Source organism: Curtobacterium sp. PhB190 (assembly GCF_004365385.1).
Taxonomy (GTDB): domain Bacteria; phylum Actinomycetota; class Actinomycetes; order Actinomycetales; family Microbacteriaceae; genus Curtobacterium.
Window position 1 is genome coordinate 99979 of sequence record NZ_SODN01000001.1, and the last position, 25521, is coordinate 125499.

Genomic DNA, 25521 nt, shown 5'->3' on the forward strand with positions numbered 1-25521 from the left:
GTGCCGCATGACCGACCTCCTCGACCCGCTCATCCTGTCGCGGTGGCAGTTCGGTCTGACGACCATCTACCACTTCCTCTTCGTCCCGCTGACGATCGGCATGGCCGCCGTGGTGGCCGTGTTCCAGACCGCCTGGTACCGGACCGGTCGCGCGCATTACCTGCAGCTGACCCGGTTCTTCGGACGCATCTTCCTGATCAACTTCGCGATGGGCGTCGTGACGGGCATCGTGCAGGAGTTCCAGTTCGGCATGAACTGGTCGAACTACTCGCGCTTCGTCGGTGACGTCTTCGGCGCCCCGCTCGCGCTCGAGGGGATCCTGGCCTTCTTCTTCGAAGCCGCGTTCATCGGCGTCTGGATCTTCGGCTGGGACCGCTTGCCGAAGGGACTGCACCTGGCGAGCATCTGGTGCGTCAGCGCCGGCACGATCATGTCGGCGTACTTCATCATCGCCGCGAACGCGTTCATGCAGCACCCGGTCGGCTTCTCGATGAACGAGGCCAAGGGCCGCGCGGAGCTCACCGACATCTGGGCGGTCCTCGGCAACAAGGTCGCCCTCGCCGCCTTCCCGCACACGTTGTTCGCCTGCTTCATGGTCGCCGCAGCAGTGATCATCTCGGTCGCCGCCTACCACCTGGCGCGGAACCAGAACCTCGAGACGATGATGCCGGCGCTCAAGTTCGGCATGTGGACCATGGTGGCTGCGGGGGCCCTGACGGTGCTCACCGGCGACCAGCTCGGCCTGACCATGGTCGACACCCAGCCGATGAAGATGGCCGCGGCCGAAGCGCTCTACAACACGGCGACCGGCAAGGACGCCTCGTTCTCGATCTTCACGCTCGGCACCCCCGACGGCGTGCACGAACTGTTCTCGATCCGGGTGCCCTACCTGCTGTCGTTCCTGTCCACGCACACCTTCAACGGCACGGTCGAGGGCATCAACGACCTGCAGGCGCAGTACACCCAGGTGTACGGGCCCGGCGACTACAAGCCGATCATCTGGGTCACCTACTGGTCGTTCCGCTGGATGATCGCGCTCGGCGTCGGTGCGGTCATGGTGTCGCTCGCCGGCCTCTGGCTGACCCGCAAGGGCCGGTTCCCGACGAAGCGCTGGATCTGGCGCGTCGCCACCTGGACCGTCCCGCTCCCGATGGCCGCGATGATCGTCGGCTGGATCTTCACCGAGATGGGTCGCCAGCCGTGGCTCGTGTTCGGGTTGCTCAAGACCAGCGACGGCGTCTCGCCGAACGTGACCGGGCTCGAGGTCCTCATCTCGCTCGTCGTGTTCACCGTGATCTACGGCTCGCTGGCGGTGGTCGAGTTCAAGCTCATCAAGAAGGTCGCGCAAGAGGGCCCTGCCGCTCCGGCAGAGGTCGACGAGGAGACCGGCGAGGTCAAGCACGAAGTGACGGTGTACTGAGATGGATCTGCCTGTCCTCTGGTTCGCGATCGTCGGCGTGTTCTTCGTCGGCTACTTCGTCCTCGACGGCTTCGACTTCGGGGTCGGCATGTCCCTGCCCTTCCTGGGCAAGGACGACACCGACCGTCGGGTGCTCATCAACACGATCGGCCCGGTCTGGGACCTCAACGAGACGTGGGTCATCGTCGCCGGCGCCTGCCTGTTCGCGGCGTTCCCCGAGTGGTACGCGACGATGTTCTCCGGGTTCTACCTGGCGCTGCTGCTCATCCTCGCGGCGCTGATCCTGCGCGGTGTCTCGTTCGAGTACCGCCACCAGAACAAGCACCTCGAGTGGAAGCGTCGCTTCGACCTGATGATCATCGTCGGCTCTGCCCTGCCGTCGTTCCTCTGGGGCGTCGCGTTCGGCAACGTCGTCCGCGGGATCCCGATGGACTCCGGGCACAACTACACGGGCACGCTCTTCGACCTGCTCAACCCGTTCGCGCTCCTGACCGGCGTGGCGACGCTGCTGGTGTTCTTCACGCACGGCGTCGTGTTCGTGGCGCTGAAGACCGAGGGCGAGATCCGCGAGCGGGCGAAGCGCCTGGCGACCCGGGCCGGCATCCTGACGATCGTCGTCGGTGCCGCGTTCCTGGTCTGGATGGCGTTCGTCCGGGCGACCCCTGCCTCGCTCGTGCTCTCGGTGGTCGCGGCACTCGCGCTCGTCCTGGCCGTGCTGTGCAACGCCTGGGGCAAGGAGGGCCGGGCGTTCACGCTCATGGCCGTCACCATCGCCGCGATCGTGCTCGCCATGTTCACGGCGATCTTCCCGGACGTCATGCCCGCCACCAACGACCCGGCGAACAGCCTGAACGTGTACAACGCCTCGAGCGGTTCGTACACGCTGACGGTGATGAGCTGGGTGGCGCTGATCTTCGTGCCCCTCGTGTTCGCGTACCAGGCCTGGACGTACTGGGTGTTCCGCAAGCGTGTCTCGCGGGCCCAGGTCACCCAGGCCGCGCACTAGGCAGGCGACGGTGAAGCCGCTCGACCCGCGACTCCTGCGCCTGTCGCGGACGGCGCGCGGCTTCATCGTCGCGGCCGCCGGCACCGGCGTCCTCCGCACGGTCGCGACCATCGCGATCGCGTGGGGGATCGCCGCCGCCGTGACCCTCGGCATCGACGCGGTCCAGGACGGCAGTGTCCCGGGCGCCTTCGGGCAGGCGCTCGCGCTGCTGGGCGGCGCGTTCGTGCTCCGTGCCGTGGCGGCCTGGGCGACCGACGACCTGGCCGCCCGCGCCGCGGCGAAGGTGAAGAGCGAGATGCGCACCACGGTGCTCGCCCGCGCCGCCGAGCGGGGTCCGTCCTGGCTGGCGGGCCGGTCGAGTGCGGGGTTCGCCACCACCCTCGGGCCGGGCCTCGACGCGCTCGACGCCTACTTCGGTCGCTACCTGCCGCAGCTCGCACTCACCGCGATCGCCACACCGCTGCTGCTGGTCGCGATCGGCCTCGGTGACCTGACGAGCGGGCTGATCATCCTGTTCGCCCTGCCGGTCATCCCGGTGTTCATGATCCTGATCGGACTCGCGACCCAGTCGTTGCAGCGGAAGCAGTCCGATGCCCTCGCCAAGCTCGGCGGTGCCTTCCTCGAGGCCGTCGAGGGCCTGGCCACCCTCAAGGTGTTCGGTCGCGCCCGGCGCCAGGTCGGCCGCATCGGCGCCGTCACGGACGAGTACCGTCGCGGCACGCTCGGGGTGCTCCGGCTGTCGTTCGTCAGCGGGTTCGCGCTCGAGCTCGCCGCGAGCCTGTCCGTCGCCCTCGTCGCGGTGTCGATCGGCATCCGGCTGGTCGACGGCTCGCTCGGGCTCGGCGCCGCGATGTTCGTCCTGGTGCTCGCCCCCGAGGCGTTCGCCCCCATCCGCCAGGTCGGCGCGGACTTCCACGCCGCCCAGGACGGCGTCGAGGCATCGGCAGCGGTCCTCGACGTCCTCGACGACGACACGGAGCCCGCGCCGCACCACGACACGGACCCCGCGGCGACCGCTCCGGCTGCCGCGGCGCTGGCCGTGCACGGTCTGACCGTCCGCCGGCCCGACGTGGTGATCGGCCCGCTCGACCTGCACGCCGACCCCGGCACCGTCGTCGTGCTCGCCGGTCCGAGCGGCTCGGGCAAGTCGAGCGTCATCGCCGCACTCCGCGGCGTCCTGCCGCACGACGGCACCGTGGTCGTCCCGGGCGCCGCCGGTACGACCGCCGCCGGCCGCACCACCTGGGCCGATCAGCGACCCCGCCTCGTGCGCGGGACCGTCGCCGAGAACGTCGCGCTCAGCGCGACCCCCGACGCCGTGGACGTCCAGACCGCGTTGCGCGACGCGGGGCTGGGGGTCGACCCGGGCCTCCCGATCGGCGCCGGCGGCAGCGGACTGTCCGGCGGCCAGGCGCAGCGCGTCGCCGTCGCGCGGGCGCTGTACCGCGCCCGCCGCGTCGGCACGCCGTTGGTCCTGCTCGACGAACCGACGTCGGCGCTCGACGCCGAGGCCGAGGCCCACGTCGTCGCCGCGATCCGCGGCCTGGCGGCCGACGGCGCGGTCGTCGTGGTGGCCAGCCACCGACCGGCGGTCGTGGCCGCGGCCGACGTCCGGGTCGACATCGGCACCGGTGGGTCGGTCACCGTCCGGACGGGGGTGCGCGCATGAGCCGGGAGGCTCGTGGCGCGTCGGTCCTGCGCCTCGCGATGCCCCACGGGTCGGGTTGGGCGAAGGCGGTCGCCGCCGGCGCGCTCAGTGCGGTCTGCGCCGTGGCGCTCCTCGCCGCGAGCGGCTACCTCATCACCCGTGCCGCGGAGCACCCGCCGATCCTCTACCTGACCCTCGTGATGGTCGGCGTGCGGGCGTTCGCACTCGGGCGTGCGGCGCTGCGCTACGTCGACCGGCTCGCCGGGCACGACGCGTCCTTCCGGCAGCTCGCGGTGGTGCGCACCGAGATGTACCGGCGGCTCGCCTCGGTCGCACCGGCAGGGCTCGGCAGCACCGGCCGTGGCGACCTGATGACCCGCCTGGTCACCGACACCGACCGGCTGCAGGACCTGCCCATCCGCGTCGTCGGGCCGCTGGTGTCCGCCGGGGTCGTCGCCCTGCTGTCCGTCGTCGCGGTGGCGATCGTGTCGGTGCCGGCCGCCCTCGTGCTCGTGCTCGGCCTGGCGGTCGCGGCGCTGCTCGGGTCGGTCGTGACGGGGTCGATCGCCGAGCGCTCCGACCGTGAGACCGCGGCGGACCGTGGTCGGGTCGCCGACCTCGTGCTCGACACCGTGCGGACGCTCGACGTGTTCGCGGCCTACGGCACCCTCGACGAGCGGCTGGCGCACATCGCCCGTCTCGACGCCGGCGTCACCCGTGCGGTGCGCCGCCGTGGCACGGTCGAGGCGCTCGTCGGTGCCCTGGTCGGGCTGGTCGGCGGCGGCGCGGTCATCGGGATCCTGGCCGTCGGTGCACCCGCCGTGGTGTCCGGGGCGCTCGACGGACCGCTCTGGGCACTGACCGTGTTCGTGCCGCTCGCCCTGTTCGAGGTCGTCGGCGGGGTCCCGCTCGCCGTCCTCACGCTGCGCCGGGTGCGCGCCGCCGCCGAGCGGGTCGAGCAGGTCGTCCCGGCACGGGTGCCCGCGGGCATCGTGCCCGAACCCGAGCAGGACGCCGACCCGGCCGAACTGGCGGTGTCCGGTCCGGTCACCGTGGCGGTGCGCGACCTGACCGTGCAGTGGCCCGGAGCCACGACGCCGGCGGTCGACGGGGTCTCGCTCGACCTGCACCCCGGCGAGGTCGTCGTGCTCGAAGGGCCGAGCGGCGCGGGGAAGTCCACCCTCGTCGACGCGCTCGTCCGGTTCGTCGACCACCAGGGCTCGTACACGCTCGACGGGGTCTCGGCGAAGGACATGCACCCCGACGCCGTCCGTGCCCGCATCGGGCTCATCGAGCAGGACCCGTTCGTCTTCGACCAGTCCGTCCGACAGAACCTGCTGTTCGCCCGCGAGACCGCGACCGACGACGAGCTGCTCGCCGTGCTCGACCGGGTCGGCCTCGGCGAGTGGGTCGGACGTCGCGGCGGGCTCGATGCGTCGGTGGGGGAGCGCGGTGGCCTCGTCTCCGGCGGACAGGCGCACCGGCTCGCCCTGGCGCGCGCGCTCCTGCACGCGTTCCCGGTGCTCGTGCTCGACGAACCCACGGCCGACATCGACCCGGACCTCGGCGACGCCGTCCTGCACGACCTCGTCACGACGGCGCGCGCAGCGGGACGGACGGTCGTGATCGTGTCGCACGTGCCGGTCCGGGCGGACCTGGTCGACCGCACCCTGCGGATGGCCGCCGGCCGCCTGCTCGTCGGATGACCCGACAGGCGGACGCTGGACGGGCCTCCCGGCTTGTATCGTTGACGTCCGTGACCACCGAGCAGCACGCCGAGGACCCGAACGCCTACGACTTCCGTCGTATCCAGGAGAAGTGGCAGCCCCGCTGGGAAGAGCTCGGGCTCTTCACCACCGACCTGGACGACACGCGTCCGCGCAAGTACATCCTCGAGATGTTCCCGTACCCGTCCGGCGACCTCCACATGGGGCACGCCGAGAACTGGGCCCTCGGCGACTTCGTGGCGCGCTACTGGCGCCAGCAGGGCTTCAACGTCCTGCACCCCATCGGCTGGGACTCCTTCGGTCTGCCCGCCGAGAACGCCGCGATCAAGCGCGGGGTGGACCCGAAGGACTGGACCTACGCGAACATCGCGCAGCAGAAGGCGTCCTTCAAGCGCTACGCGCCGTCGTTCGACTGGAGCACCGAGATCCACACCTCGGACCCCGAGTACTACAAGTGGAACCAGTGGCTGTTCCTGAAGATGTACGAGAAGGGCCTGGCGTACCGCAAGGACAGCTGGGTCAACTGGGACCCGGTGGACCAGACCGTGCTCGCGAACGAGCAGGTCCTGCCCGACGGCACCTCGGACCGCTCCGGCGCCGTCGTCGTCAAGAAGAAGCTCACGCAGTGGTACTTCAAGATCACGGAGTACGCCGACCGCCTGCTCGACGACCTCAACCAGCTCGAGGGACGGTGGCCCGCCAAGGTCATCGCGCAGCAGCGCAACTGGATCGGCCGGTCGGTCGGCGCCGACGTCGACTTCGTCATCGAGGGCCGTGACGAGCCCGTCACGGTGTTCACGACGCGTCCCGACACGATCCACGGCGTGACGTTCCTCGTCGTCGCACCGGACTCGGACCTGGCGGCGTCGCTGGTCGCTTCAGCGTCCTCCTCCGTCCGTGCGGACTTCGATGCCTACCTCGTCGCCACCCAGAAGACGTCGGAGATCGACCGGCAGAACGCGGACCGCCCGAAGACCGGTGTGCCGCTCGGCCGTTTCGCGATCCACCCGCTGACGGGGGAGCGCCTGCCCATCTGGGCCGCCGACTACGTGCTGGCCGACTACGGTCACGGCGCCGTCATGGCCGTCCCGGCGCACGACCAGCGCGACCTCGACTTCGCCCGGGCGTTCGACCTGCCCGTGAAGGTCGTCGTCGACACCAACGCCGCGGTCACCGGAGCGATCCCGGTGATCACCGAGGACACCGAGCTGCCCGACCTCAACCCCGCCACCACGGGCGAGGCACTGACGGGTCAGGGCCGGATGATGAACTCCGGCCCCCTCGACGGCATGTCGAAGCAGCACGCGATCACCGCCGCGATCTCCCTGCTCGAGGAGCGCGGGACCGGTCGCGCCGCCAAGACCTACCGCCTGCGCGACTGGCTCATCTCGCGCCAGCGCTTCTGGGGCACGCCGATCCCGATCATCCACGGCGCCGACGGCAGCGAGCACCCCGTGCCGCTCGACCAGCTGCCGGTGCGGCTGCCCGACACCGAGGGGCTCGACCTCAAGCCCAAGGGCACCTCGCCGCTCGGCGGAGCGACCGACTGGGTCAACGTCCCGAACCCCGTCGACGGTACGCCCGCGCTCCGTGACACCGACACGATGGACACCTTCGTCGACTCGTCGTGGTACTTCCTGCGCTTCCTGGCGGCGAACGACGACACCCAGGCGTTCGACCCCGCGGTCGCCCGCAAGTGGGCGCCGGTCGACCAGTACATCGGCGGGATCGAGCACGCGATCCTGCACCTGCTGTACGCGCGCTTCGTCACCAAGGTGCTCTTCGACCTCGGTTACCTCGACTTCACCGAGCCGTTCTCGGCACTGCTCAACCAGGGCATGGTGCTGTCCGGCGGTTCGAAGATGTCGAAGTCCAAGGGCGGCGTCTCGCTCGGTGACGAGCTCGACGCGAACGGCGTCGACGCGATCCGCCTGGTGATGGGCTTCGCCGGCCCGCCCGAGGACGACATCAACTGGGAGGACGTCTCGCCGTCCGCCTCGGCACGCTTCCTGGCCCGCGCCTACCGCTTGGCGACCGACGTCACGTCGACCCCCGACGTCGTCTGGGCCGAGGGCGACCGCGCCCTGCGCCAGGTGACGCACCGGTTCCTGGCCGATGCGCCGGGCCTGATGGAGTCGTTCAAGTTCAACGTCGTGATCGCGCGGCTCATGGACCTGGTCAACGTGACCCGCAAGGCGATCGACAGCGGCCCCGGTGCCGCCGACCCCGCCGTGCGCGAAGCCGTCGAGACCGTCACGCTCGGCCTCGCCGTGTTCGCGCCGTACACCGGCGAGGAGATGTGGGAGCAGCTCGGGTACGAGGCCACCGTCGCGCTGCACGGTTGGCGGAAGGCCGACCCGACGCTGCTGGTGCAGGAGACCCTCACCGCCGTCGTGCAGGTCAACGGCAAGGTGCGCGACTCGTTCGAGGTGTCGAAGTCGATCGAGCCGTCCGAGCTCGAGGAACTCGCGCGGAACTCGGCGAACGTGCAGCGGTACATCGGTGACCGCGAGATCGTGAAGGTCATCGTGCGGGCGCCGAAGCTCGTGAACATCGCCATCAAGGGGTAGTCCTCGGGCGGCGCGGCCGTCCACAGGGTGGGCGTCTGGCCGTCCACAGGGTGGGCGTCTGGCCGTCCACAGGGTGGGCGTCCGACGCACCTGTCCACAGACCAGCATTCCGGAGCCCGGCCGATCGGCCGGGCTCCGTAGCGTTCGGGGCATGTCGTCGCCATCGTCACCGGACCCTCGGTCAGTGGACGGCGCGCCCGCATCGGGACGCGTGCCCTGGTCGCGACTGGTGCTGTCGCCGCGGGCCGCGGTGGTGCTGGCCGGGGTCGTCGTGGCTGTGGCGCTGGTGGTGGTCCTGGTCGGGTCGCTGACGGGGCGTGGTGGTGCCGGCGCGGGCGGGGTCGTCGTCAGTAATGCGCCCACCGCCGGCGCGCCGACTGCCGGGGTGCCGACCGCTGGTGCGCCCACCGCCGGGGTGCCGACCGCTGGGTCTGGTGCGGCGCGTGTGGTGGTGCACGTGCTCGGGGCGGTCGAGCGCGACGGCGTGGTGCGCCTGCCGCCGTCGAGCCGGGTCACCGACGCGATCGAGCGGGCCGGCGGCGCGACGGCGGACGCGGACCTCGACCGACTGAACCTGGCACGGGTCCTGACCGACGGCGAGCGGCTGTACGTGCCGCGCGTGGGCGAGGACGAGGTGCCGGCGGCGCTCGATCCGGTCGACGGCGGTGCGGCCGCGGCGGGCAGCAGCGGGGGCAGCAGTACGGGTGCCGCGGCTGCCTCGGGAACCGGCGCCGACTCCGTCGTCGACCTGAACAGCGCCGACCAGGCTGCGCTCGAGACCCTGCCCGGCATCGGCCCGGGCTTGGCCGGCCGGATCCTCGCCTGGCGCGACGAACACGGCCGGTTCACCGCGGTCGAGGACCTGCTCGACGTCAGCGGCATCGGCGACGTCCGGTTCGCGGAGCTGCGTGACCGCGTGCGGGTCTGAGCCGTGCCCCTGCAGCTGCGACCCAGTGCGACGGACCTGCGGGTTGCGGTGCCGGTGGCGATCGCCTGGATCGTGACGACCGTGCTCGTCGGGGGACCGACGGCAGCGCCGGTGGTCGGGATCGTGGCCGCCGTGCTGGCCGTACTGGCCGTGCTCGCCGGAGGGAGTGCGGTCGTCGCTGGTCGTCGTCGCTCGGGCCGTCGCTGCCGCACCGTGACCGCCGGTGCCGGCCCGGTGCTCGTCGCGGCGGCGCTGACCGCGTTGCTCGCGGTGTCGGTCACCGTGGGGGAGACCCGACGGACGCCGGAGGTGCTCCGGGCACTCGCCTCCGGACCGGGCACCGTCTCGTTCGACGCAGTCCTGTCGCGCGACCTGGGCCCGGGTGACCGCTCCGTGCTCGCGACGCTCGAGCGTGCCGACACGGAGCGTGCGCTCCGGGTACCGGTCCGGCTCGTCCCGCCGGGCGACGGTGCGCTCGTCCCGCCGGGTGACGATGACGACCGCGTGCTGGCCGCGGGCACGCGGGTGACCGGCACCGGGACGATCGAGGCCGACCTCCCCGGTTCCGCGACCGCGTTCGTGCTGTTCCTCCGGGGTGTGCCCGCCACTGAGCCACCCGGGGGACTGCTCGGAGCCACCGACACCGCGCGTCGGGCCTTCGTCCGTGCGACGGCGGACCTGCCCGAGCCCGGGGCCGCGCTCCTGCGAGGCCTGGCGATCGGCGACCGGTCCGGCCTCGACGCCGCGACCGAGGCAGCGATGGAGACCTCGGCGCTGACCCACCTGACCGCGGTGTCCGGGGCGAACTGCGCGGTGATCGTCGGCCTCGTCGTGGTGGTCGGGCGACTCTGCGGGGTGCCTCGGGGGCTCCGGGCGGCGTCGGCCGTCGCCGTGCTGCTCGCGTTCGTGGTGCTCGTACGGCCAGACCCGTCGATCGTCCGGGCCACGGTGATGGCGGTCGTCGTGCTGGTCGTGCACCTGTCCGGCCGCCCCGTGCGTGGCGTGCCCCTCATCGCCCTGGCCGCGATCGGCATGCTGGTGGTCGACCCCTGGTTCGCGCAGTCGTTCGGGTTCGCGCTGTCGGTGCTCGCCACGACCGGCATCGTGGTGCTCGGACCACCGCTCACCACGCTCCTCGCCCGACGGCTGTGGAACCCGGCGGCCGCTGCCCTCGCCGTGCCGGTAGCGGCGCAGGTCGCCTGCTGGCCCGTGACGATCCCGCTGTCCGCGGCGCTGCCGACCTACGCGGTGCCGGCGAACCTGCTCGCCGAGCCCCTGGCACCGATCGTCACCGTCGTCGGCCTCGGTGTGTGTCTGCTCGCGCCGGTCTGGCCGTGGGGTGGGTCGGTGCTGGCAGCCGTCGCCTGGGCCCCCGCGTCGGCGGTCGGCGGCATCGCCCACGGCGCAGCGCTGCTGCCGTACGCGTCGGCGCCGTGGCCGGGTGGGACCGTCGGGGTGGTCGGCGCCGTGGTCGTCAGCGCGTGCCTCGCGGTCGCCGTGCTGAGCACTCCGATGGTGCGGAGCCGCCTGCTGCTCGTCGCGGGAGTCGTCGTCGTGGTCGGTGTCGCCGCCGTCGCGGTACCCGTGCTGGTCGTGCGCGGTACCGTCCCGCGCGACTGGGCGGTCGCGGCGTGCGACGTCGGACAGGGTGACGCCGTGCTGGTCCGTGGCGGCGACAGCACGGCACTGATCGACACCGGGGACGACCCGGACCGCCTCCGGGCCTGCCTCGACCTGCTGCGGGTCCGCCGGATCGACCTGCTCGTCCTCACGCACTTCGACCGCGACCACGTCGGGGCGGTCGACGAGGTCGCGGGCATCGTCGACACGGCGCTCGTCGGACCCGTCGGCCGTGCGTCGGACAGCCGCGTCGTGCAGGACCTGCAGCGCGGCGGCGTCGACGTCCGGCAGGCCGACGACCGGGTGTCCGGTGTGCTCGGGCCGCTCGGTTGGCGCGTGGTGTGGCCGCGGGCGGGCAGCCCGGACGCCGGCAACGACGCGAGCATCGTGCTCGTGACCGAACCGCTGCCGGGCGGCGACTGCCCCACGTGCCTGTCCGGGGTGTTCCTCGGCGACCTGGGGGAGACCGCGCAGCGTCGGGTCCGCTCCGGCAGTGCGCTCCCCGACGGCGCCGTCGACGTCGTGAAGGTCTCGCACCACGGTTCGGCCGACCAGGACCCGCTGCTGTACCGGCAGCTCGCGGCCCGCGTCGGACTCGTCGGCGTCGGCGCGGACAACACCTACGGCCACCCGACACGGTCGGCGCTGTCGACGCTCGCATCGTCGGGGACCGCCACCTACCGGACCGACGAACTCGGCACCGTCGTGGTGGGTCGGACGGGTGCGGACGACCTGCGGGTGTGGACGGAGCACACGCCGTCGGTGGCCGCCCGTAGGATCGTCGGAGCACTCGTCGCACCGGCACCGTCCGGGTCGGCACCACCGGAAGGACCGCATGCCCGCCAAGAAGCCCGCGCGCGCCGCAGCGAAGATCGACCAGGTCCCCTGGTCGGGGATCCGCCCGGCCCCGGTCGTGCTCGTCACCGGGCCCGAGGCGTTCCTGGCCGACCGGGCGAGCAGTGTGCTCAAAGACCTGCTCGTGGGCGAGGACCCGGCGCTCGAGGTGCACGACCTCGAGGCCGACCAGTACGCTCCCGGGCTGCTCGCGACCCTCGCCAGCCCGTCGTTGTTCGGCGAGCCGCGACTCGTGCGGGTCACCAACGTCGAGAAGTGCACCGACGCCTTCATCACCGAGACCATCTCGTACCTGCAGGCCCCGGCCGACGACGTCACCCTGGTGCTCCGGCACGGCGGCGGGGTGCGTGGCAAGAAGCTGCTCGACACGATCCGCAGCGGGGTCGGCGGCGGGGTCGAGGTCCTGTGCGACGAACTCAAGCGCGAGACCGACCGCATCGACTTCGTCAACGCCGAGTTCCGCGCCGCCCGACGCAAGATCGCGCCGTCGGCGGTCCGCACCCTCGTGGTCGCCTTCGCGGACGACCTGGCCGAGCTCGCCGCCGCGTGCCGCCAGCTCCTGGCGGACGAAGCGCAGGAGATCACCGACAAGGTCGTCGACAAGTACTACGGCGGCCGCGTCGAGACGAACGCGTTCAAGGTGGCCGACATCGCCCTGGCCGGACGGTCCGCTCCGGCGATCGTCGAGTTGCGGCACGCGCTGGCGACGGGCGAAGCACCGGTGCCGATCGTCGCGGCGTTCGCGAGCAAGATCCGCACGATGGCGAAGGTCAGCGCGTTCCGCGGGCCGAGCGGTCAGGCGGCGTCGGCGCTCGGCATGGCTCCGTGGCAGGTGCAGCGCGCGCAGCGTGACGTCGCCTCGTGGAGTGAGACCGGTCTGGCGAACGCGATCACGAGCATCGCCGAGGCGGACACCGCGGTGAAGGGCGGCTCGCGCGACGCGCACTACGCACTCGAGGTCATGGTCCGCACCATCGCCCGACGCGGCGAGGCGCGCTGAGGCGACCCGCGCCTCCCGGTCGTCGCGCGCTCGTCGCGCCCACACCCGCGCACTTGGTGAGCAGAAATGGTCGAGTGCCGACCGGCACTCGACCATTTCTGCTCACGAAGCGTGCGGCTCGCCGCCGCCACCACCCAGACGCCCACCGCCCACGCCCAACACACCCCGCACATGACGAAGGCCCCACACCGTTCGGTGCGGGGCCTTCGTGCAGCGCTCAGGAGATCAGAGCGACGCAACCTTCTTCGCGATGGCCGACTTGCGGTTCGCGGCCTGGTTGCGGTGGATGACACCCTTGCTCACGGCCTTGTCGAGCTTCTTCGACGCGGTGGCCAGAGCGGCAACGGCCTTGTCCTTGTCGCCAGCGGCAACGGCGTCGTTGGTGTGACGGATGAACGTCTTCAGCTCCGACTTGTAGGCCTTGTTGCGCTCGGTGGCCTTGAGGTTGGTCTTGATTCGCTTGATCTGCGACTTGATGTTCGCCATGTGTAGCTCCTGCTTCGTCTCGTACGGGTGGGCGCGACCGCGGGGTAGAGGGGCCCTCGGTCGCATCGCGTTCCACCCGTGGGCGGGGAACGCGCAAGCCAGCCACCAACATTACCAGGCGAACGGCCCGCCACCAAAGCACGAAACACCGCCGGATCGGCGTGATCTCGCGGCAACATGCACCGGATACGGTGACGGGCATGCCATCCCTCGCGCCTCGGATCGACACCGTGCCCGCCTCCGGCATCCGGAGGGTCTTCGAGCAGGCAGCGCTGCTGCAGTCCGCCGGCACCGCGGTCACGATGCTCGTGATCGGTGAACCGGACGTGGCCGTGGCGCCGCACATCGGCGACGCGGCCCGTCGCGCGTGGACCGAGGACCGCACCGACTACACGCCGAACGGCGGCATCGCACCCCTGCGCGAGGCGATCCGCGACAAGCTCCGCCGCGAGAACCGCATCGAGGCCGACCTCGAACAGATCTGGATGACGATCGGTGCGACGCAGGCCTTGTTCCAGGCGATGACGCTGACGCTGAGCCCCGGCGACGAGGTCCTGGTGCCGGACCCCGGCTACACGACCTTCACGATGAACGCGCACATCCTCGGGGCCACGCCGGTGCCGTACCGGCTCGAACCGCAGCACGGGTTCGAACCCGACCTCGAGGCACTCGAGGCGAGCGTCACCGAGCGCACGCGCGTGCTCGTGGTGAACTCGCCGTCGAACCCGCTCGGCTCGGTGTTCAGCGAGGACACCCTCCGCGCGCTGCTCTCCTTCGCGAAGCGGCACGACCTGTGGGTGATCAGCGACGAGGTCTACGAGTACTTCACCTACGGCACCCGTCACGTCAGCCTGGCCGCGCTCGACGAGGACGACCGGGTGTTCTCCGCGTTCTCGCTGAGCAAGACCTACGCGATGACGGGTGTCCGGGTCGGGTACCTCGTCACGCCGAAGGGCCTCGGGCCGACGATGCGCACCACGCAGGAGGCGATGATCAGCTGCGTCGCCGAGCCCGACCAGTACGCGGCGCTGGCGGCGATCGTGGGGGACCACTCCGCGGTCCGCGACGCCCGCGAGCACTACCGGGCGAACCTCGAGGTCGCGAAGGAGGTCCTCGACGCCGCCGGGATCCGGTACCTCGACCCGCGGGGCGCCTTCTACCTCTGGGTCGACGTGTCGCACGCCTCGGACGGCGACGTCGCGGCGTGGGCGCTCGGCCTCCTGCAGCGCGAGGCCGTCGCGGTCGCGCCCGGCAGCGCGTTCGGCCGCACCGGCGAGGGCTGGATCCGCGTCTGCCTGGCCGCCACCCCTGACGACCTGCGGCGCGGCCTGGGCGCGTTGCCGGCGCCGGCGCACGCTTCCGTCTGACGGCGGCGACCGTCCGGACCGGGGCGGGTGACGCACGGGAGGCCCGCCCCGCGTTCCGCATCGCACGTCGCGCAGCCGCGCCGTGCCTCCAGAGCGGGTGAAGCATGGGAGACTGGGCCGACCGTCCGACCCACCTGAGGAACCGTGAGCCCACAAGCATCCGCTCCGCTCGAGCCCGCCGCGACCCCGGCCGGCGCGATCCGCAACTTCTGCATCATCGCGCACATCGACCACGGCAAGTCCACGCTGGCCGACCGCATGCTGCAGATGACCGGCGTCGTCGAGGAGCGCGCGATGCGCGCGCAGTACCTCGACCGCATGGACATCGAGCGCGAGCGCGGCATCACGATCAAGTCGCAGGCCGTCCGCATGCCGTGGGAGCTCGACGGTGAGACCTTCGCGCTCAACATGATCGACACCCCCGGGCACGTCGACTTCTCGTACGAGGTCTCGCGTTCCCTGGCAGCGTGCGAGGGCGCGATCCTGCTCGTCGACGCCGCCCAGGGCATCGAAGCGCAGACGCTGGCGAACCTGTACCTGGCGCTCGAGAACGACCTCGAGATCATCCCGGTCCTCAACAAGATCGACCTGCCGGCGGCCGAACCCGAGAAGTACGCGGCCGAGCTCGCGCAGCTCATCGGCGGCAAGCCGGAGGACGTCCTGCGCGTCTCCGGCAAGACCGGCGTCGGTGTCCCCGAGCTCCTCGACCTGGTGGTCCGGCGTGTGCCGGCACCGGTCGGCGACGTCGAGGCCGCGCCCCGCGCGATGATCTTCGACTCGGTCTACGACAGCTACCGCGGCGTGGTCACGTACATCCGGATGATCGACGGCTCGATCAAGCCGCGCGAGAAGGTCCAGATGATGTCGACCAAGTCGACGCACGAGATCCTCGAGATCGGGGTGTCGAGCCCCGAGCCGATCCCGACGAAGGGGCTCTCCGTCGGCGAGGTCGGCTACCTGATCACCGGCGTGAAGGACGTCCGCCAGTCCAAGGTCGGCGACACCGTCACGAGTGCGCAGAAGCCCGCGACCGAGGCCCTGCCCGGCTACACGGACCCGAAGCCGATGGTGTTCTCGGGCCTGTACCCGATCGACGGGTCGGACTACCCGGACCTCCGTGACGCGCTCGACAAGCTCAAGCTCTCCGACGCGGCGCTGGTCTACGAGCCCGAGACGTCCGTGGCGCTCGGCTTCGGCTTCCGCTGCGGGTTCCTCGGCCTGCTGCACCTCGAGATCATCACCGAGCGGCTCTCGCGCGAGTTCGGCCTCGACCTCATCACGACCGCGCCCAGCGTGATCTACGAGGTCACGAACGAGGACAACTCCGTGACCGAGGTCACGAACCCGTCCGAGTTCCCCGGCGGCCGCATCGTCGAGGTCCGCGAGCCCATGGTCCGCGCGGCGATCCTCGCGCCGAAGGACTACGTCGGCGCGATCATGGAGCTGTGCCAGTCGCGCCGCGGCTCGCTGCTCGGCATGGAGTACCTCGGCGAGGACCGCGTCGAGATCCGTTACGAGATGCCCCTCGGCGAGATCGTGTTCGACTTCTTCGACCAGCTGAAGAGCAAGACGCAGGGCTACGCGTCGCTCGACTACGAGCCCATCGGCGACCAGGCGGCCGACCTCGTCAAGGTCGACATCCTGCTGCAGGGCGACCAGGTCGACGCGTTCAGCGCGATCGTGCACCGCGACAAGGCCTACGCCTACGGCACGCTGATGACCGAGCGGCTGCGCAAGCTCATCCCGCGCCAACAGTTCGAGGTCCCGATCCAGGCGGCCATCGGCGCGCGGATCATCGCCCGCGAGAGCATCCGCGCGATGCGCAAGGACGTCCTGGCGAAGTGCTACGGCGGTGACATCACCCGCAAGCGCAAGCTCCTCGAGAAGCAGAAGGAGGGCAAGAAGCGCATGAAGACCATCGGCCGGGTCGAGGTCCCGCAGGAAGCCTTCATCGCCGCGCTCTCCGGCGACGTGGAAGAGAAGAAGAAGTAGTAGCGCGCGTCGCGCCGGGTTCCGACGTTTCGCGCTGAGCGACACCGCACGCGCCGGGGCGGCCGTGAAGTGTCGCTGGGCGCGAGAGTTCGCCCGGGCCGGTCGGCGCCGGCAGCCGCGGTCGGGCGCCGTCAGCGAAGGCGCGCGGCGCGGGTCCGCAAGGCGGCCAGGCAGAGGGCCGGGAGGCTCGCGGCGGCCAGTCCCGCCAGTGCGGTCCGCACGATGGTCCAGCCCGCAGCCGCTGCGAAGTCGTCCTGCGCCCCCGCGGCGATCCCGGCGAGCACGGCACCGACGACCATCGTGAGCGTCACGGCGGCGAGCAGGCGCGGCAGTCGCGCCGCGCGGTGCCGACGGACCGCCACGACCAGGGTGGCTCCGAACAGCAGCACACCCGCCCCGGCGCAGCACGCACCGACGCCGGCGATCGCGTTCGCGGTGTCGAAGGTGTCCCACTGCGCGGCCGGCACTGTGACGTACCGCGTCGACGAGCCGATGCTCGCCGTCGTCGCGTCGACCAGGACACGCGCGAGTGCGGCGGCGCCGAAGGCGACGAGCGTGAGCGCGGCGAGCGTCGTGGTCCGACGGTCGACGGACCGCCAGGGCGCGGGGGTGGAGCGGGGCACGCTGCAACGATAGGGGCGGGGCGGCCGCGAGTCGGGCCTCCAGTTCGGGGTGCACGCGAACCGGACGACGCGACCCGGACGACGCGACCTGAGCCGTGATCGGTTCGATCCGACGGGGCAGGCGCAAGTAGGCTGACGGCATGAGCATCCGCGGGAGCTACCGGACCGCCCTGACCTACGGCGCGGTGGGGGCGACCCAGGCGTCGGACCTCATGACGTACCCGCCCGAGGGGTTCACCCCCACCGAGTCGCGTGCCCGGATCGGGCACGGCGACCAGCGGTTCGAGACTGCGGTGACGCAGGCCCTGACGTGGCAGATCCAGGAGCGCAGCGGCATCCGCGTGCGCGTCGAGGAACAGCCCGACGACGACGAGGTCCGGTACAACCCGGTGACCTTCGACGACGACGGCGTCCCGATCGCCCCGGCCTCGATCGGCACGCCCCGGGTCGAGAAGTTCGCGCCGGACGGCACCCCGCTGGTGACCGCTGGCACGTCGGCGACGCTCACGATGCACGCCTTCGGGCGGACCGTGCAGGCGCCCGTGCGGGTCGTGTCGATCATCGACGAGCACGACCGCAAGGGCTTCGCGTACGGCACGCTCGAGGGGCACCCGCTCTCCGGCGAGGAGTCGTTCGTCGTCGAGCGCACGTCGGACGGTTCCGTGTGGCTGCAGATCCGGCAGTTCTCGCAGCCGTCGAGCCGGAAGTGGCAGTTCGTCGCGCCACTGCTGCGACGGCAGCAGAAGGTGATGGCGGAGCAGTACCTGGCGGCGCTGCGGGGCGACTAGCGGGGAGCGCGTGCTGGCGAGCGCCCGCGTGCTTGCGTGCGCGTGCTTGCGTGCGTGTGCTTTGTGCGCTTGCACGCTGGGTCAGCGCAGTGGCGGCAACGCCGCGATGGCGTCCTCGATCAGCGCGGCGTCGACCCGGCAGTCCCGCGCGACCGTGACCGCGTTGGTGACCCGCAGCGCCTCGACGTCGAACACCCCGGTGGCGACCGCCAGGAAGGGGATGCCGGCGGCGTCCGCGGCCTCGCCGTCACGCGGGGTGTCGCCGACGATCACGGCACGGGTGCCGGCGAGCTCCGCCGCCGCGCGGGTGGTGACGTCCGCACGCTCCACCTCGGTGTCGCCGAAGTAGGAGTGGTCCCAGTCGAACAGGCCCTCGTCGAACCCGGCACCGGCCAGCTTGACGCGTGCGCGGTACTCGGAGTTCCCGGTGAGCAGGCCGTTCCGCCACCCGAGCTCCGCGAAGCGGGTGAGCAGCGCGGTGGCGCCGGGGACGGGGGACCGGTGGTCGCCTGAGGCGTGCCGCTCGGCGGTGAGGTCGCGCAGGTGGCGGCTGACCGTCGGGATGATCGTGTCCTCGAACGCGTGCGCACGGACGTGCTCGGCGATGAGCCCGGCATCGGTCCGACCGTGCTGGTGCCCGACGCGCAGGGTGAGGTCGCGGCCGACCGCACGCTCGAGCGCGAGGTGGTAGAGGTTGCCCGGGGACGACGCGTTCATCACGAGGGTGCCGTCGATGTCCCACAGGACCGTGGTGGGGACGGGGTGGTGCTCCATGCGTCCATCATGACGGACAATGGACTCCATGCCGAGTGCTCTCCCGATCGCCGATCCGGCACCCGCTGACGGACTGATCGTGCCGCGAGCCGCGGCGGGCTCCGCCGCCGGTTCCGACCCTGCGGCCGTGCCGTTCGGGGTCTACGTCCACGTGCCGTTCTGCCGGGTGCGCTGCGGCTACTGCGACTTCAACACGTACACGGCGTCCGAGCTCCGCGGCGTGCGCCGCGACGACTACGCCGGCCACGCCGTGCGGGAGATCGAGTGGGCCGCGACCGTGCTCGACCGCTCCGGCGTCCCGCGCCGGCCCGTGTCGACCGTGTTCTTCGGTGGCGGGACCCCGACGATGCTGCCGGCGTCCGACCTGGCGATGATCCTGCGGGCCATCGACGACACGTGGGGGATCCTGCCCGGCGCCGAGGTCACGACCGAGGCGAACCCGGACTCGGTCGACGCGTCCTCGTTGCAGACGCTGCGCGAGGGTGGGTTCAACCGGATCAGCTACGGCATGCAGTCCGCGGTCCCGCACGTCCTCGCGACCCTCGACCGCACACACGACCCGTTGCGCGTGCCGGTCGTCGTCGACCTCGCGAAGCAGCAGGGCCTCGACGTCTCCCTCGACCTCATCTACTCGACACCGGGGGAGTCCCTCGACGACTGGCGCACCTCGCTCGACGCCGCGCTGGCCTGCGAGCCCGACCACGTGTCGGCGTACTCGCTCATCGTCGAGGACGGCACCGCGATGGGCCGCATGGTGGCGCGCGGGGAGCTCCCGGCCCCCGACGACGACCTGGCCGCCGACATGTACGAGCTCGCCGACCAGGTGCTCGGCGACGCCGGGTACTCCTGGTACGAGGTGTCGAACTGGGCGCGCGGCGACGCGCACGCGAGTCGCCACAACCTGTCGTACTGGAAGGGCCACGACTGGTGGGGTGTCGGCCCCGGTGCCCACTCCGCGGTCGCCGGCACCCGCTGGTGGAACGTCAAGCACCCGGCCGCGTACGCGAACCGGGTGCTGTCCGGCGAGTCGCCGGCCGCCGGGCGCGAGGTCATCGACGACGAGACCCGCTACGTCGAGCGCCTGCTCCTCGCCGCACGCGTCCGCGGGGAGCTCGCGACGAGCGAGATCCGCCAGGAGGCCCGTGGCCGGGTCGCGGGACTCATCGCACGGGGTCTCGTGGACGGGTCGGCCGCGGTGCGGGGACGCATCGACCTGACCCTGCAGGGTCGCCTGCTCGCCGACGCGGTGGTGCGGGAGCTGCTGGACTGACGCTGTGCTTGCTACTGCACTGTGCTTGCTACTGCACTGTGCTTGCTACTGCTTGATGAACTCGATCGACAGGGGGTAGCGGTAGAACTGGCCCCGGTTCGCCGCGACGGCCGCCAGGATGCCGAAGACGACGGTCAGGACGGCGACGATCGGGAACAGCACCAGTCCGATGACCACGACGCTCAGCACGCCGCACGCGACGTACGCGATCGCCACGGTGATGTGGAAGTTCAGTGCGACCCGGGTGTGCTCGCGGATGAAGCCGCCGCGGTCGCGCAGCACCAGGTACGCCACGAGCGGGGCGACGAAGTTGAAGAAGATCCCGCCGATGTGCGTCAGCGTGGCCCAGAGGCGCTGGTCCTCCGGGCTCATCGGCTGCGGCGGCGTGTACCCGCTGGGGTACTGGGGCCCGTTGGGGTTCTGCGGGCCACCGGGCTGCTGTCCGTAGGTCATGCCGGAAGCGTATCGGGGGTGCAGTCGTGCGGGCGTAGGATCAGCAGTCGACACGTCCGAGTGCCAGGTCGACCAGGAAGGAGCGCTCGTGGTCAGTGAACGCAGCCTCGAGGTCCTGAAGGCCATCGTGCGCGACTACGTGGCGTCGCGCGAACCGGTCGGCTCCAAGACGATCGTCGAACGGCACGCGTTCGGCGTCAGCGCCGCCACGATCCGCAACGACATGGCCCTGCTCGAGGACGAGCAGCTCATCGTCGCGCCGCACACCTCGTCCGGGCGCGTCCCGACCGACAAGGGCTACCGGCTGTTCGTCGACCACCTGGCCGCGGCGCGGCCGCTGACGAGCGCCCAGCGGCACGCCATCGAGACCTTCCTCGGCGCCCCGAACGACCTCGACGAGGTCCTCGGCCGCACCGTGCGCCTGCTCAGCCAGCTCACGAACCAGGTCGCCCTGGTGCAGTACCCCTCGATGGTGCGCGCCCGGGTGCAGCACGTCGAGCTGGTGCGCCTCGGCGACGCCCGGCTCATGGTCGTGCTCATCACCGACACCGCCCGGGTCGAACAACGCGTCGTCGAGACCGACGTCGCGCTCGACGAGCCGCTGCTGACCGAACTCCGCACCGTGCTGAACGGCGCGGCCGTGGGGCTCCTGCTGCAGGACGTGCCCACCGCGCTCCGTGCGGTCCCGCAACAGCTCCGGCCCGACGCCCAGGCGCTCGGCGGGGTCGTCGTGGCGACCCTCATCGAGCAGGTCGCGGCGAACCGTCAGGACCGCCTGGTGATGGCCGGTGCCGCCAACCTGGCGAAGAGCGAGCAGGACTTCTCCGGCGGCCTCTTCCCGGTGCTCGAAGCGATCGAGGAACAAGTCACCCTGCTCCGGTTGTTCGGGGAGATGCAGGTGGACGACATCGCGGTGGCGGCGAGCATCGGCGTCGAGAACGCCGAGTACGGGCTCGACGCCACGAGCATCGTCGCCGGCGGGTACCTCGCCGGTGGCGGCGAGGTGGCACGCCTGGGTGTCCTGGGACCGACCCGGATGGACTACGGCACGAACATGGCTGCCGTCCGGGCCGTCGCACGGTACCTGTCCAAGCTGCTGGGCGAACACTGATCGACTGCAACACCGACCGACCGACCGAACACAACCGACTGAGGGATACGTGGCAGACCACTACGACGTCCTCGGCGTCCAGCGAGACGCCTCCGATGCCGACATCAAGAAGGCCTACCGCCGCCTGGCGCGTGAGCTCCACCCGGACGTGAACCCTGCCCCAGAGGCAGCCGAGCGGTTCAAGGACGTCACGCACGCGTACGACGTCCTGAGCGACCCGGAGCAGCGGCGCCGGTACGACGCCGGGCCCCAGGCCGACAGCCCCTTCGGTGGCGGCGCCGGCGGGTTCAGCGACATCTTCGACGCCTTCTTCGGCGGCGGTGGCGGTGGTGGCCGGGGCAGTGGTCCCCGCAGCCGTGCCGAGCGCGGGCAGGACGCCCTGCTCCGCATCGACGTCGACCTCGACGAGGTCGTCTTCGGCACCCACAAGGACGTCGAGGTCGACACCGCCGTCCTGTGCGAGACCTGTCACGGGTCGTGCTGCGCACCCGGCACCAGCCCGCGCACCTGCGACATCTGCGGCGGTTCCGGCAACATCCAGCGCCAGGTCCGCTCGCTGCTGGGCAACGTCGTGACGAGCGCCCCGTGCGGCACCTGCCGCGGCTACGGCACCGTCATCCCGAGCCCCTGCCCGACCTGCCAGGGTCAGGGTCGCGTCCGCGCCCGTCGCACCGTGCCGGTCGACGTCCCCGCCGGCGTCGACTCGGGCCTGCGCCTGCAGATGCCCGGCCAGGGCGAGGTCGGCCCCGCCGGTGGCCCCTCCGGCGACCTGTACCTGGAGATCCGGGTGCGGCACGACGACGTCTTCAGCCGCGACGGTGACGACCTGCTCGCCACCCTCGAGGTCGCGATGACCGATGCCGTGCTCGGCACCACCACGACGATCGACGGACTCGACGGGCCCGTCGAGCTCGAGATCCGTCCCGGGGTGCAGAGCGCCGACGTCCTGGTGATCAAGGACCGCGGCATCACGAAGCTGCGCGGGAGCGGACGCGGCGACCTCCGGGTCGGCGTGCAGGTCGTCACCCCGACGAAGCTGTCGCACAAGGAACGCCAGCTCGTCGAGCAGCTCGCGAAGTCGCACAAGGCGTCGGCGCCGCAGCTCGCCCGGTTCCAGCAGGGCATGTTCGGCAAGCTCCGCGACCGCTTCTTCAACTTCTGATGGCATCGCTCTACGTCGTGGAGTCGCTCGACGGGGTCGCCGTCGGTGGCTCCGTGACGCTCGACGGGGCAGAGGGGCGGCACGCCGTGACCGTCTCGCGCGTGCGGGTCGGTGAGACGCTGCGGCTCTCGGACGGACGGGGGACCGTCGTGTCCGGTGCGGTGGACTCCGTCGACCGCGACTCGCTGGTGCTGTCCGTGGCATCGCTGTCCGTCGACCCGCTGCCGGTCCCGTCGCTGACGCTCGTGCAGGCCCTCGCCAAGGGCGGCCGCGACGAGATGGCGGTGCAGGCGTCGACGGAGATCGGCGTCGACCGGATCGTGCCGTGGTCCGCCGCGCGCAGCGTCTCCCGGTGGGAGGGCCCGAAGGTCGAGAAGGGCCGATCGCGCTGGACGGCCATCGCGCACGAGGCCGCGAAGCAGGCGATCCGGTCGCGGGTGCCCGAGGTCGGGCCGCTCGTCACGACGGCGAAGCTCGTCCCCGCGCTCGGTGCCGGTGCTGCGGTGCTCGTGCTCGACCCCACCGCGACCGTGCGGCTCGCGACGTGGGCACCGACGGCGGACCTCGACGAGATCGCCCTCGTGGTGGGGCCGGAGGGCGGCATCGACGGCTCCGAGCTCGAGCGGCTCGAAGCCGCGGGAGCGATCAGGGTCCGGCTCGGCGACAGCGTGCTTCGGACGTCGACCGCCGGTCCCGCGGCACTCGCGATCCTGCAGGCCGGACTCGGGCGCTGGTGAGGGAAGGCCCGAGGTCGGTCCTGCGTTCTACGATGGAGTCATGAGCACCAGCACGCCCAGCGTCTTCAGCAAGATCATCGCGCGCGAGATCCCGGCGACCGTCGTCGCCGAGGACGACCGCGTGATCGCGATCGAGGACATCGCCCCGAAGGCACCCGTCCACGTGCTGGTCATCCCCAAGACCGAGCAGTACGCGAACGTCGCCGAACTCGCGGCCGGTGACCCCGACCTCCTCGCCCACCTGGTCGCCACCGCGCAGCGCATCGCCGACGAGCGCGCCGGCGGCCAGTTCCGTCTCGTCTTCAACACCGGCGAAGCCGCCGGTCAGACCGTGTTCCACGTGCACGCGCACGTACTCGCAGGTGAACTGCAGGAAGGCACCCTTGCCGGCTAACGAACCAGCACAGCCCACCACCGACGACGACCAGGTCGTCTCCGTCGCCCTCCAGGTCGACGGCATCGCCATGGTCCAGCTCCTCGGTCCCCAGGACCGCCTGCTGAAGACCGTCGAACGGCAGTACCCGGGCGTCAAGGTCGTCGTCCGTGGCAACGAGGTCACGCTCACCGGGCCCGAGCGCGAGGTCGCGCGGGCGAAGGCGCTCGTCGACGAACTCGTCGGCATGGTCAAGCGCGGGCAGGACATCGGCCCGTCGGACATCCCGATGTCGGCACGGATCCTCGACGACGACCGCAAGCCGTCCGACACCTTCGGCACGCCGATCGTGTCGAGCCGCGGCAAGTCCGTGCGGCCGAAGACCGACGGGCAGCGCGCCTACGTCGACGCCATCGACGAGCACACCATCACGTTCGGCATCGGCCCCGCCGGCACCGGCAAGACCTACCTGGCGATGGCGAAGGCCGTGCAGGCCCTGCAGCGGCGCGAGGTCACCCGGATCATCCTGACCCGTCCCGCGGTCGAGGCCGGCGAGCGGCTCGGGTTCCTGCCGGGCACGCTCACCGACAAGATCGACCCGTACCTGCGGCCGCTGTACGACGCCCTGAACGAGATGATGGACCCCGAGCTGGTCCCGAAGCTGCTGGCTGCGGGCACGGTCGAGGTCGCGCCGCTCGCGTACATGCGCGGCCGGACGCTCAACGACTCGTTCGTCGTCCTCGACGAGGCGCAGAACACGACGCCCGAGCAGATGAAGATGTTCCTGACCCGTCTCGGGTTCGGCTCGAAGATGGTCGTGACGGGTGACATCACCCAGGTCGACCTGCCGGGCAACGTGTCCGGACTCCGGCTCGTGACGCGGATCCTCGAGACGGTCGAGGACATCCACTTCGCCCGGCTCGGCAGCGAGGACGTCGTGCGGCACACGCTCGTCGGTCGCATCGTCGACGCCTACACCGTCTACGACGAGGAACGCCTCGCCGAGCAGGCCGGTCACCGTCCCGGTGGCCGTGGCAGCGCGCCGGTCGGCAACCCCGACGGCGCCAACCGTGCCGAGCGCCGTGGTCGGCCGCCGCAGGACCGTCAGCGACCCCCGTACCCCCAGAACGACGCCCGAGGAGGCAACCGGTGAGCATCGAGCTCAACAACGAGTCCGGGGTCGAGGTGGACGAGGCAGCCATCCAGCGCCTCGCCGCGTTCGCCCTCGACGCGATGCACGTGCACGCGGACGCCGAACTCGCGATCGTCCTGGTCGACGAGGGCGCGATGGAGCAGCTGCACGTGCGGTGGATGGACGAGCCCGGCCCCACCGACGTCCTGAGCTTCCCGATGGACGAGCTCCGACCGGGCACCGAAGAGGACCCCACGCCCGCCGGCCTGCTCGGCGACATCGTGCTCTGCCCGCAGGTCGCCGAGGAACAAGCGAAGACCGCCGGGCACTCCAGCACCGACGAGATGCTGCTGCTCACCTGCCACGGCATCCTGCACCTGCTCGGGTTCGACCACGCCGAGCCGGACGAGAAGGCCGAGATGTTCGGGCTGCAGGGCGAGATCCTGACGGCCTTCGCGGCCCAGCGCCGGGGTCGGTAG

The 25521-nt window shown here is 71.5% G+C and carries 21 protein-coding genes; 17 read left to right on the forward strand and 4 right to left on the reverse strand.

Going from position 1 to position 25521, the window contains the following annotated elements; all coding sequences use genetic code 11:
- Nucleotides 1-7: 7 nt before the first annotated feature.
- The 7 genes from EDF47_RS00425 (at nt 8) to holA (ending at nt 12774) form a co-directional block, all read left to right on the forward strand.
- Nucleotides 8-1420, forward strand: coding sequence for a cytochrome ubiquinol oxidase subunit I (locus EDF47_RS00425; RefSeq protein ID WP_123292497.1), 1413 nt, complete (start codon nt 8-10; stop codon nt 1418-1420).
- Nucleotide 1421: 1 nt separating this feature from the next.
- Nucleotides 1422-2426, forward strand: coding sequence for a cytochrome d ubiquinol oxidase subunit II (cydB, locus tag EDF47_RS00430; RefSeq protein WP_123340389.1), 1005 nt, complete (start codon nt 1422-1424; stop codon nt 2424-2426).
- A gap of 10 nt (nt 2427-2436) precedes the next feature.
- The gene (gene cydD, locus EDF47_RS00435) at nt 2437-4095 is read left to right on the forward strand and encodes a thiol reductant ABC exporter subunit CydD (RefSeq protein WP_131878952.1); all 1659 of its coding nucleotides are present in this window, start codon (nt 2437-2439) and stop codon (nt 4093-4095) included.
- Nucleotides 4092-5780 (forward strand): thiol reductant ABC exporter subunit CydC, encoded by a 1689-nt coding sequence (gene cydC / locus EDF47_RS00440; protein WP_131878950.1) that lies wholly within the window; start codon nt 4092-4094, stop codon nt 5778-5780. Before cydD ends, cydC begins: the two co-directional genes overlap by 4 nt.
- A gap of 50 nt (nt 5781-5830) precedes the next feature.
- Complete coding sequence (gene leuS / locus EDF47_RS00445) at nt 5831-8371, forward strand: leucine--tRNA ligase (protein WP_131846233.1); 2541 nt, start codon at nt 5831-5833, stop codon at nt 8369-8371.
- A gap of 211 nt (nt 8372-8582) precedes the next feature.
- Entirely contained in the window at nt 8583-9299 is a 717-nt protein-coding gene (locus tag EDF47_RS00450; RefSeq protein WP_243833980.1) for a helix-hairpin-helix domain-containing protein, read from the forward strand.
- A gap of 2455 nt (nt 9300-11754) precedes the next feature.
- Entirely contained in the window at nt 11755-12774 is a 1020-nt protein-coding gene (gene holA / locus EDF47_RS00465; protein ID WP_123292542.1) for a DNA polymerase III subunit delta, read from the forward strand.
- A 225-nt stretch (nt 12775-12999) separates the two neighbouring features.
- On the opposite strand, the gene rpsT is transcribed toward holA, so the two are convergent.
- The gene (gene rpsT / locus EDF47_RS00470) at nt 13000-13260 is read right to left on the reverse strand and encodes a 30S ribosomal protein S20 (protein ID WP_111085752.1); all 261 of its coding nucleotides are present in this window, start codon (nt 13258-13260) and stop codon (nt 13000-13002) included.
- Between the two features lie 200 nt (nt 13261-13460).
- Between rpsT and EDF47_RS00475 the strand changes: the two genes are divergently transcribed.
- Together EDF47_RS00475 and lepA are read left to right on the forward strand one after the other, a co-directional pair.
- Nucleotides 13461-14627: an aminotransferase class I/II-fold pyridoxal phosphate-dependent enzyme gene (locus tag EDF47_RS00475; RefSeq protein WP_133938209.1), complete on the forward strand. Its 1167-nt coding sequence runs from the start codon at nt 13461-13463 to the stop codon at nt 14625-14627.
- Nucleotides 14628-14771: 144 nt separating this feature from the next.
- Nucleotides 14772-16619, forward strand: a complete 1848-nt coding sequence (lepA, locus tag EDF47_RS00480) for a translation elongation factor 4 (RefSeq protein ID WP_123292544.1) — start codon at nt 14772-14774, stop codon at nt 16617-16619.
- A gap of 131 nt (nt 16620-16750) precedes the next feature.
- On the opposite strand, the gene EDF47_RS00485 is transcribed toward lepA, so the two are convergent.
- A complete protein-coding gene (locus EDF47_RS00485; RefSeq protein WP_131878942.1) occupies nt 16751-17242 on the reverse strand; it encodes a hypothetical protein in 492 nt (163 codons plus the stop codon).
- Between the two features lie 140 nt (nt 17243-17382).
- On the opposite strand from EDF47_RS00485, the gene EDF47_RS00490 reads away from it, so the two are divergent.
- Complete coding sequence (locus EDF47_RS00490) at nt 17383-18030, forward strand: DUF1990 domain-containing protein (protein WP_111085748.1); 648 nt, start codon at nt 17383-17385, stop codon at nt 18028-18030.
- Nucleotides 18031-18111: 81 nt separating this feature from the next.
- Here the strand turns inward: EDF47_RS00490 and EDF47_RS00495 are convergent, their stop codons facing one another.
- Complete coding sequence (locus EDF47_RS00495) at nt 18112-18804, reverse strand: HAD family hydrolase (protein ID WP_159574057.1); 693 nt, start codon at nt 18802-18804, stop codon at nt 18112-18114.
- Nucleotides 18805-18832: 28 nt separating this feature from the next.
- On the opposite strand from EDF47_RS00495, the gene hemW reads away from it, so the two are divergent.
- On the forward strand, nt 18833-20074 hold the full coding sequence (gene hemW / locus EDF47_RS00500; RefSeq protein WP_123292547.1) for a radical SAM family heme chaperone HemW: 1242 nt from the start codon (nt 18833-18835) through the stop codon (nt 20072-20074).
- A 45-nt stretch (nt 20075-20119) separates the two neighbouring features.
- Here hemW and EDF47_RS00505 read toward each other — a convergent pair whose 3' ends face one another.
- Entirely contained in the window at nt 20120-20527 is a 408-nt protein-coding gene (locus EDF47_RS00505) for a DUF4870 domain-containing protein (RefSeq protein ID WP_243648794.1), read from the reverse strand.
- A gap of 88 nt (nt 20528-20615) precedes the next feature.
- On the opposite strand from EDF47_RS00505, the gene hrcA reads away from it, so the two are divergent.
- From hrcA to ybeY, 6 genes are all read left to right on the forward strand, one after another.
- The gene (gene hrcA / locus EDF47_RS00510; RefSeq protein ID WP_123340397.1) at nt 20616-21638 is read left to right on the forward strand and encodes a heat-inducible transcriptional repressor HrcA; all 1023 of its coding nucleotides are present in this window, start codon (nt 20616-20618) and stop codon (nt 21636-21638) included.
- A gap of 49 nt (nt 21639-21687) precedes the next feature.
- The gene (gene dnaJ, locus EDF47_RS00515; RefSeq protein WP_111085744.1) at nt 21688-22800 is read left to right on the forward strand and encodes a molecular chaperone DnaJ; all 1113 of its coding nucleotides are present in this window, start codon (nt 21688-21690) and stop codon (nt 22798-22800) included.
- The gene (locus EDF47_RS00520) at nt 22800-23537 is read left to right on the forward strand and encodes a 16S rRNA (uracil(1498)-N(3))-methyltransferase (RefSeq protein WP_133938211.1); all 738 of its coding nucleotides are present in this window, start codon (nt 22800-22802) and stop codon (nt 23535-23537) included. Before dnaJ ends, EDF47_RS00520 begins: the two co-directional genes overlap by 1 nt.
- A gap of 40 nt (nt 23538-23577) precedes the next feature.
- Nucleotides 23578-23931: a histidine triad nucleotide-binding protein gene (locus EDF47_RS00525; RefSeq protein WP_123292550.1), complete on the forward strand. Its 354-nt coding sequence runs from the start codon at nt 23578-23580 to the stop codon at nt 23929-23931.
- A 70-nt stretch (nt 23932-24001) separates the two neighbouring features.
- Nucleotides 24002-25063: a PhoH family protein gene (locus EDF47_RS00530; RefSeq protein WP_228505182.1), complete on the forward strand. Its 1062-nt coding sequence runs from the start codon at nt 24002-24004 to the stop codon at nt 25061-25063.
- Nucleotides 25060-25521: an rRNA maturation RNase YbeY gene (gene ybeY / locus EDF47_RS00535; RefSeq protein ID WP_111085740.1), complete on the forward strand. Its 462-nt coding sequence runs from the start codon at nt 25060-25062 to the stop codon at nt 25519-25521. The genes EDF47_RS00530 and ybeY overlap by 4 nt, the downstream gene beginning before the upstream one ends.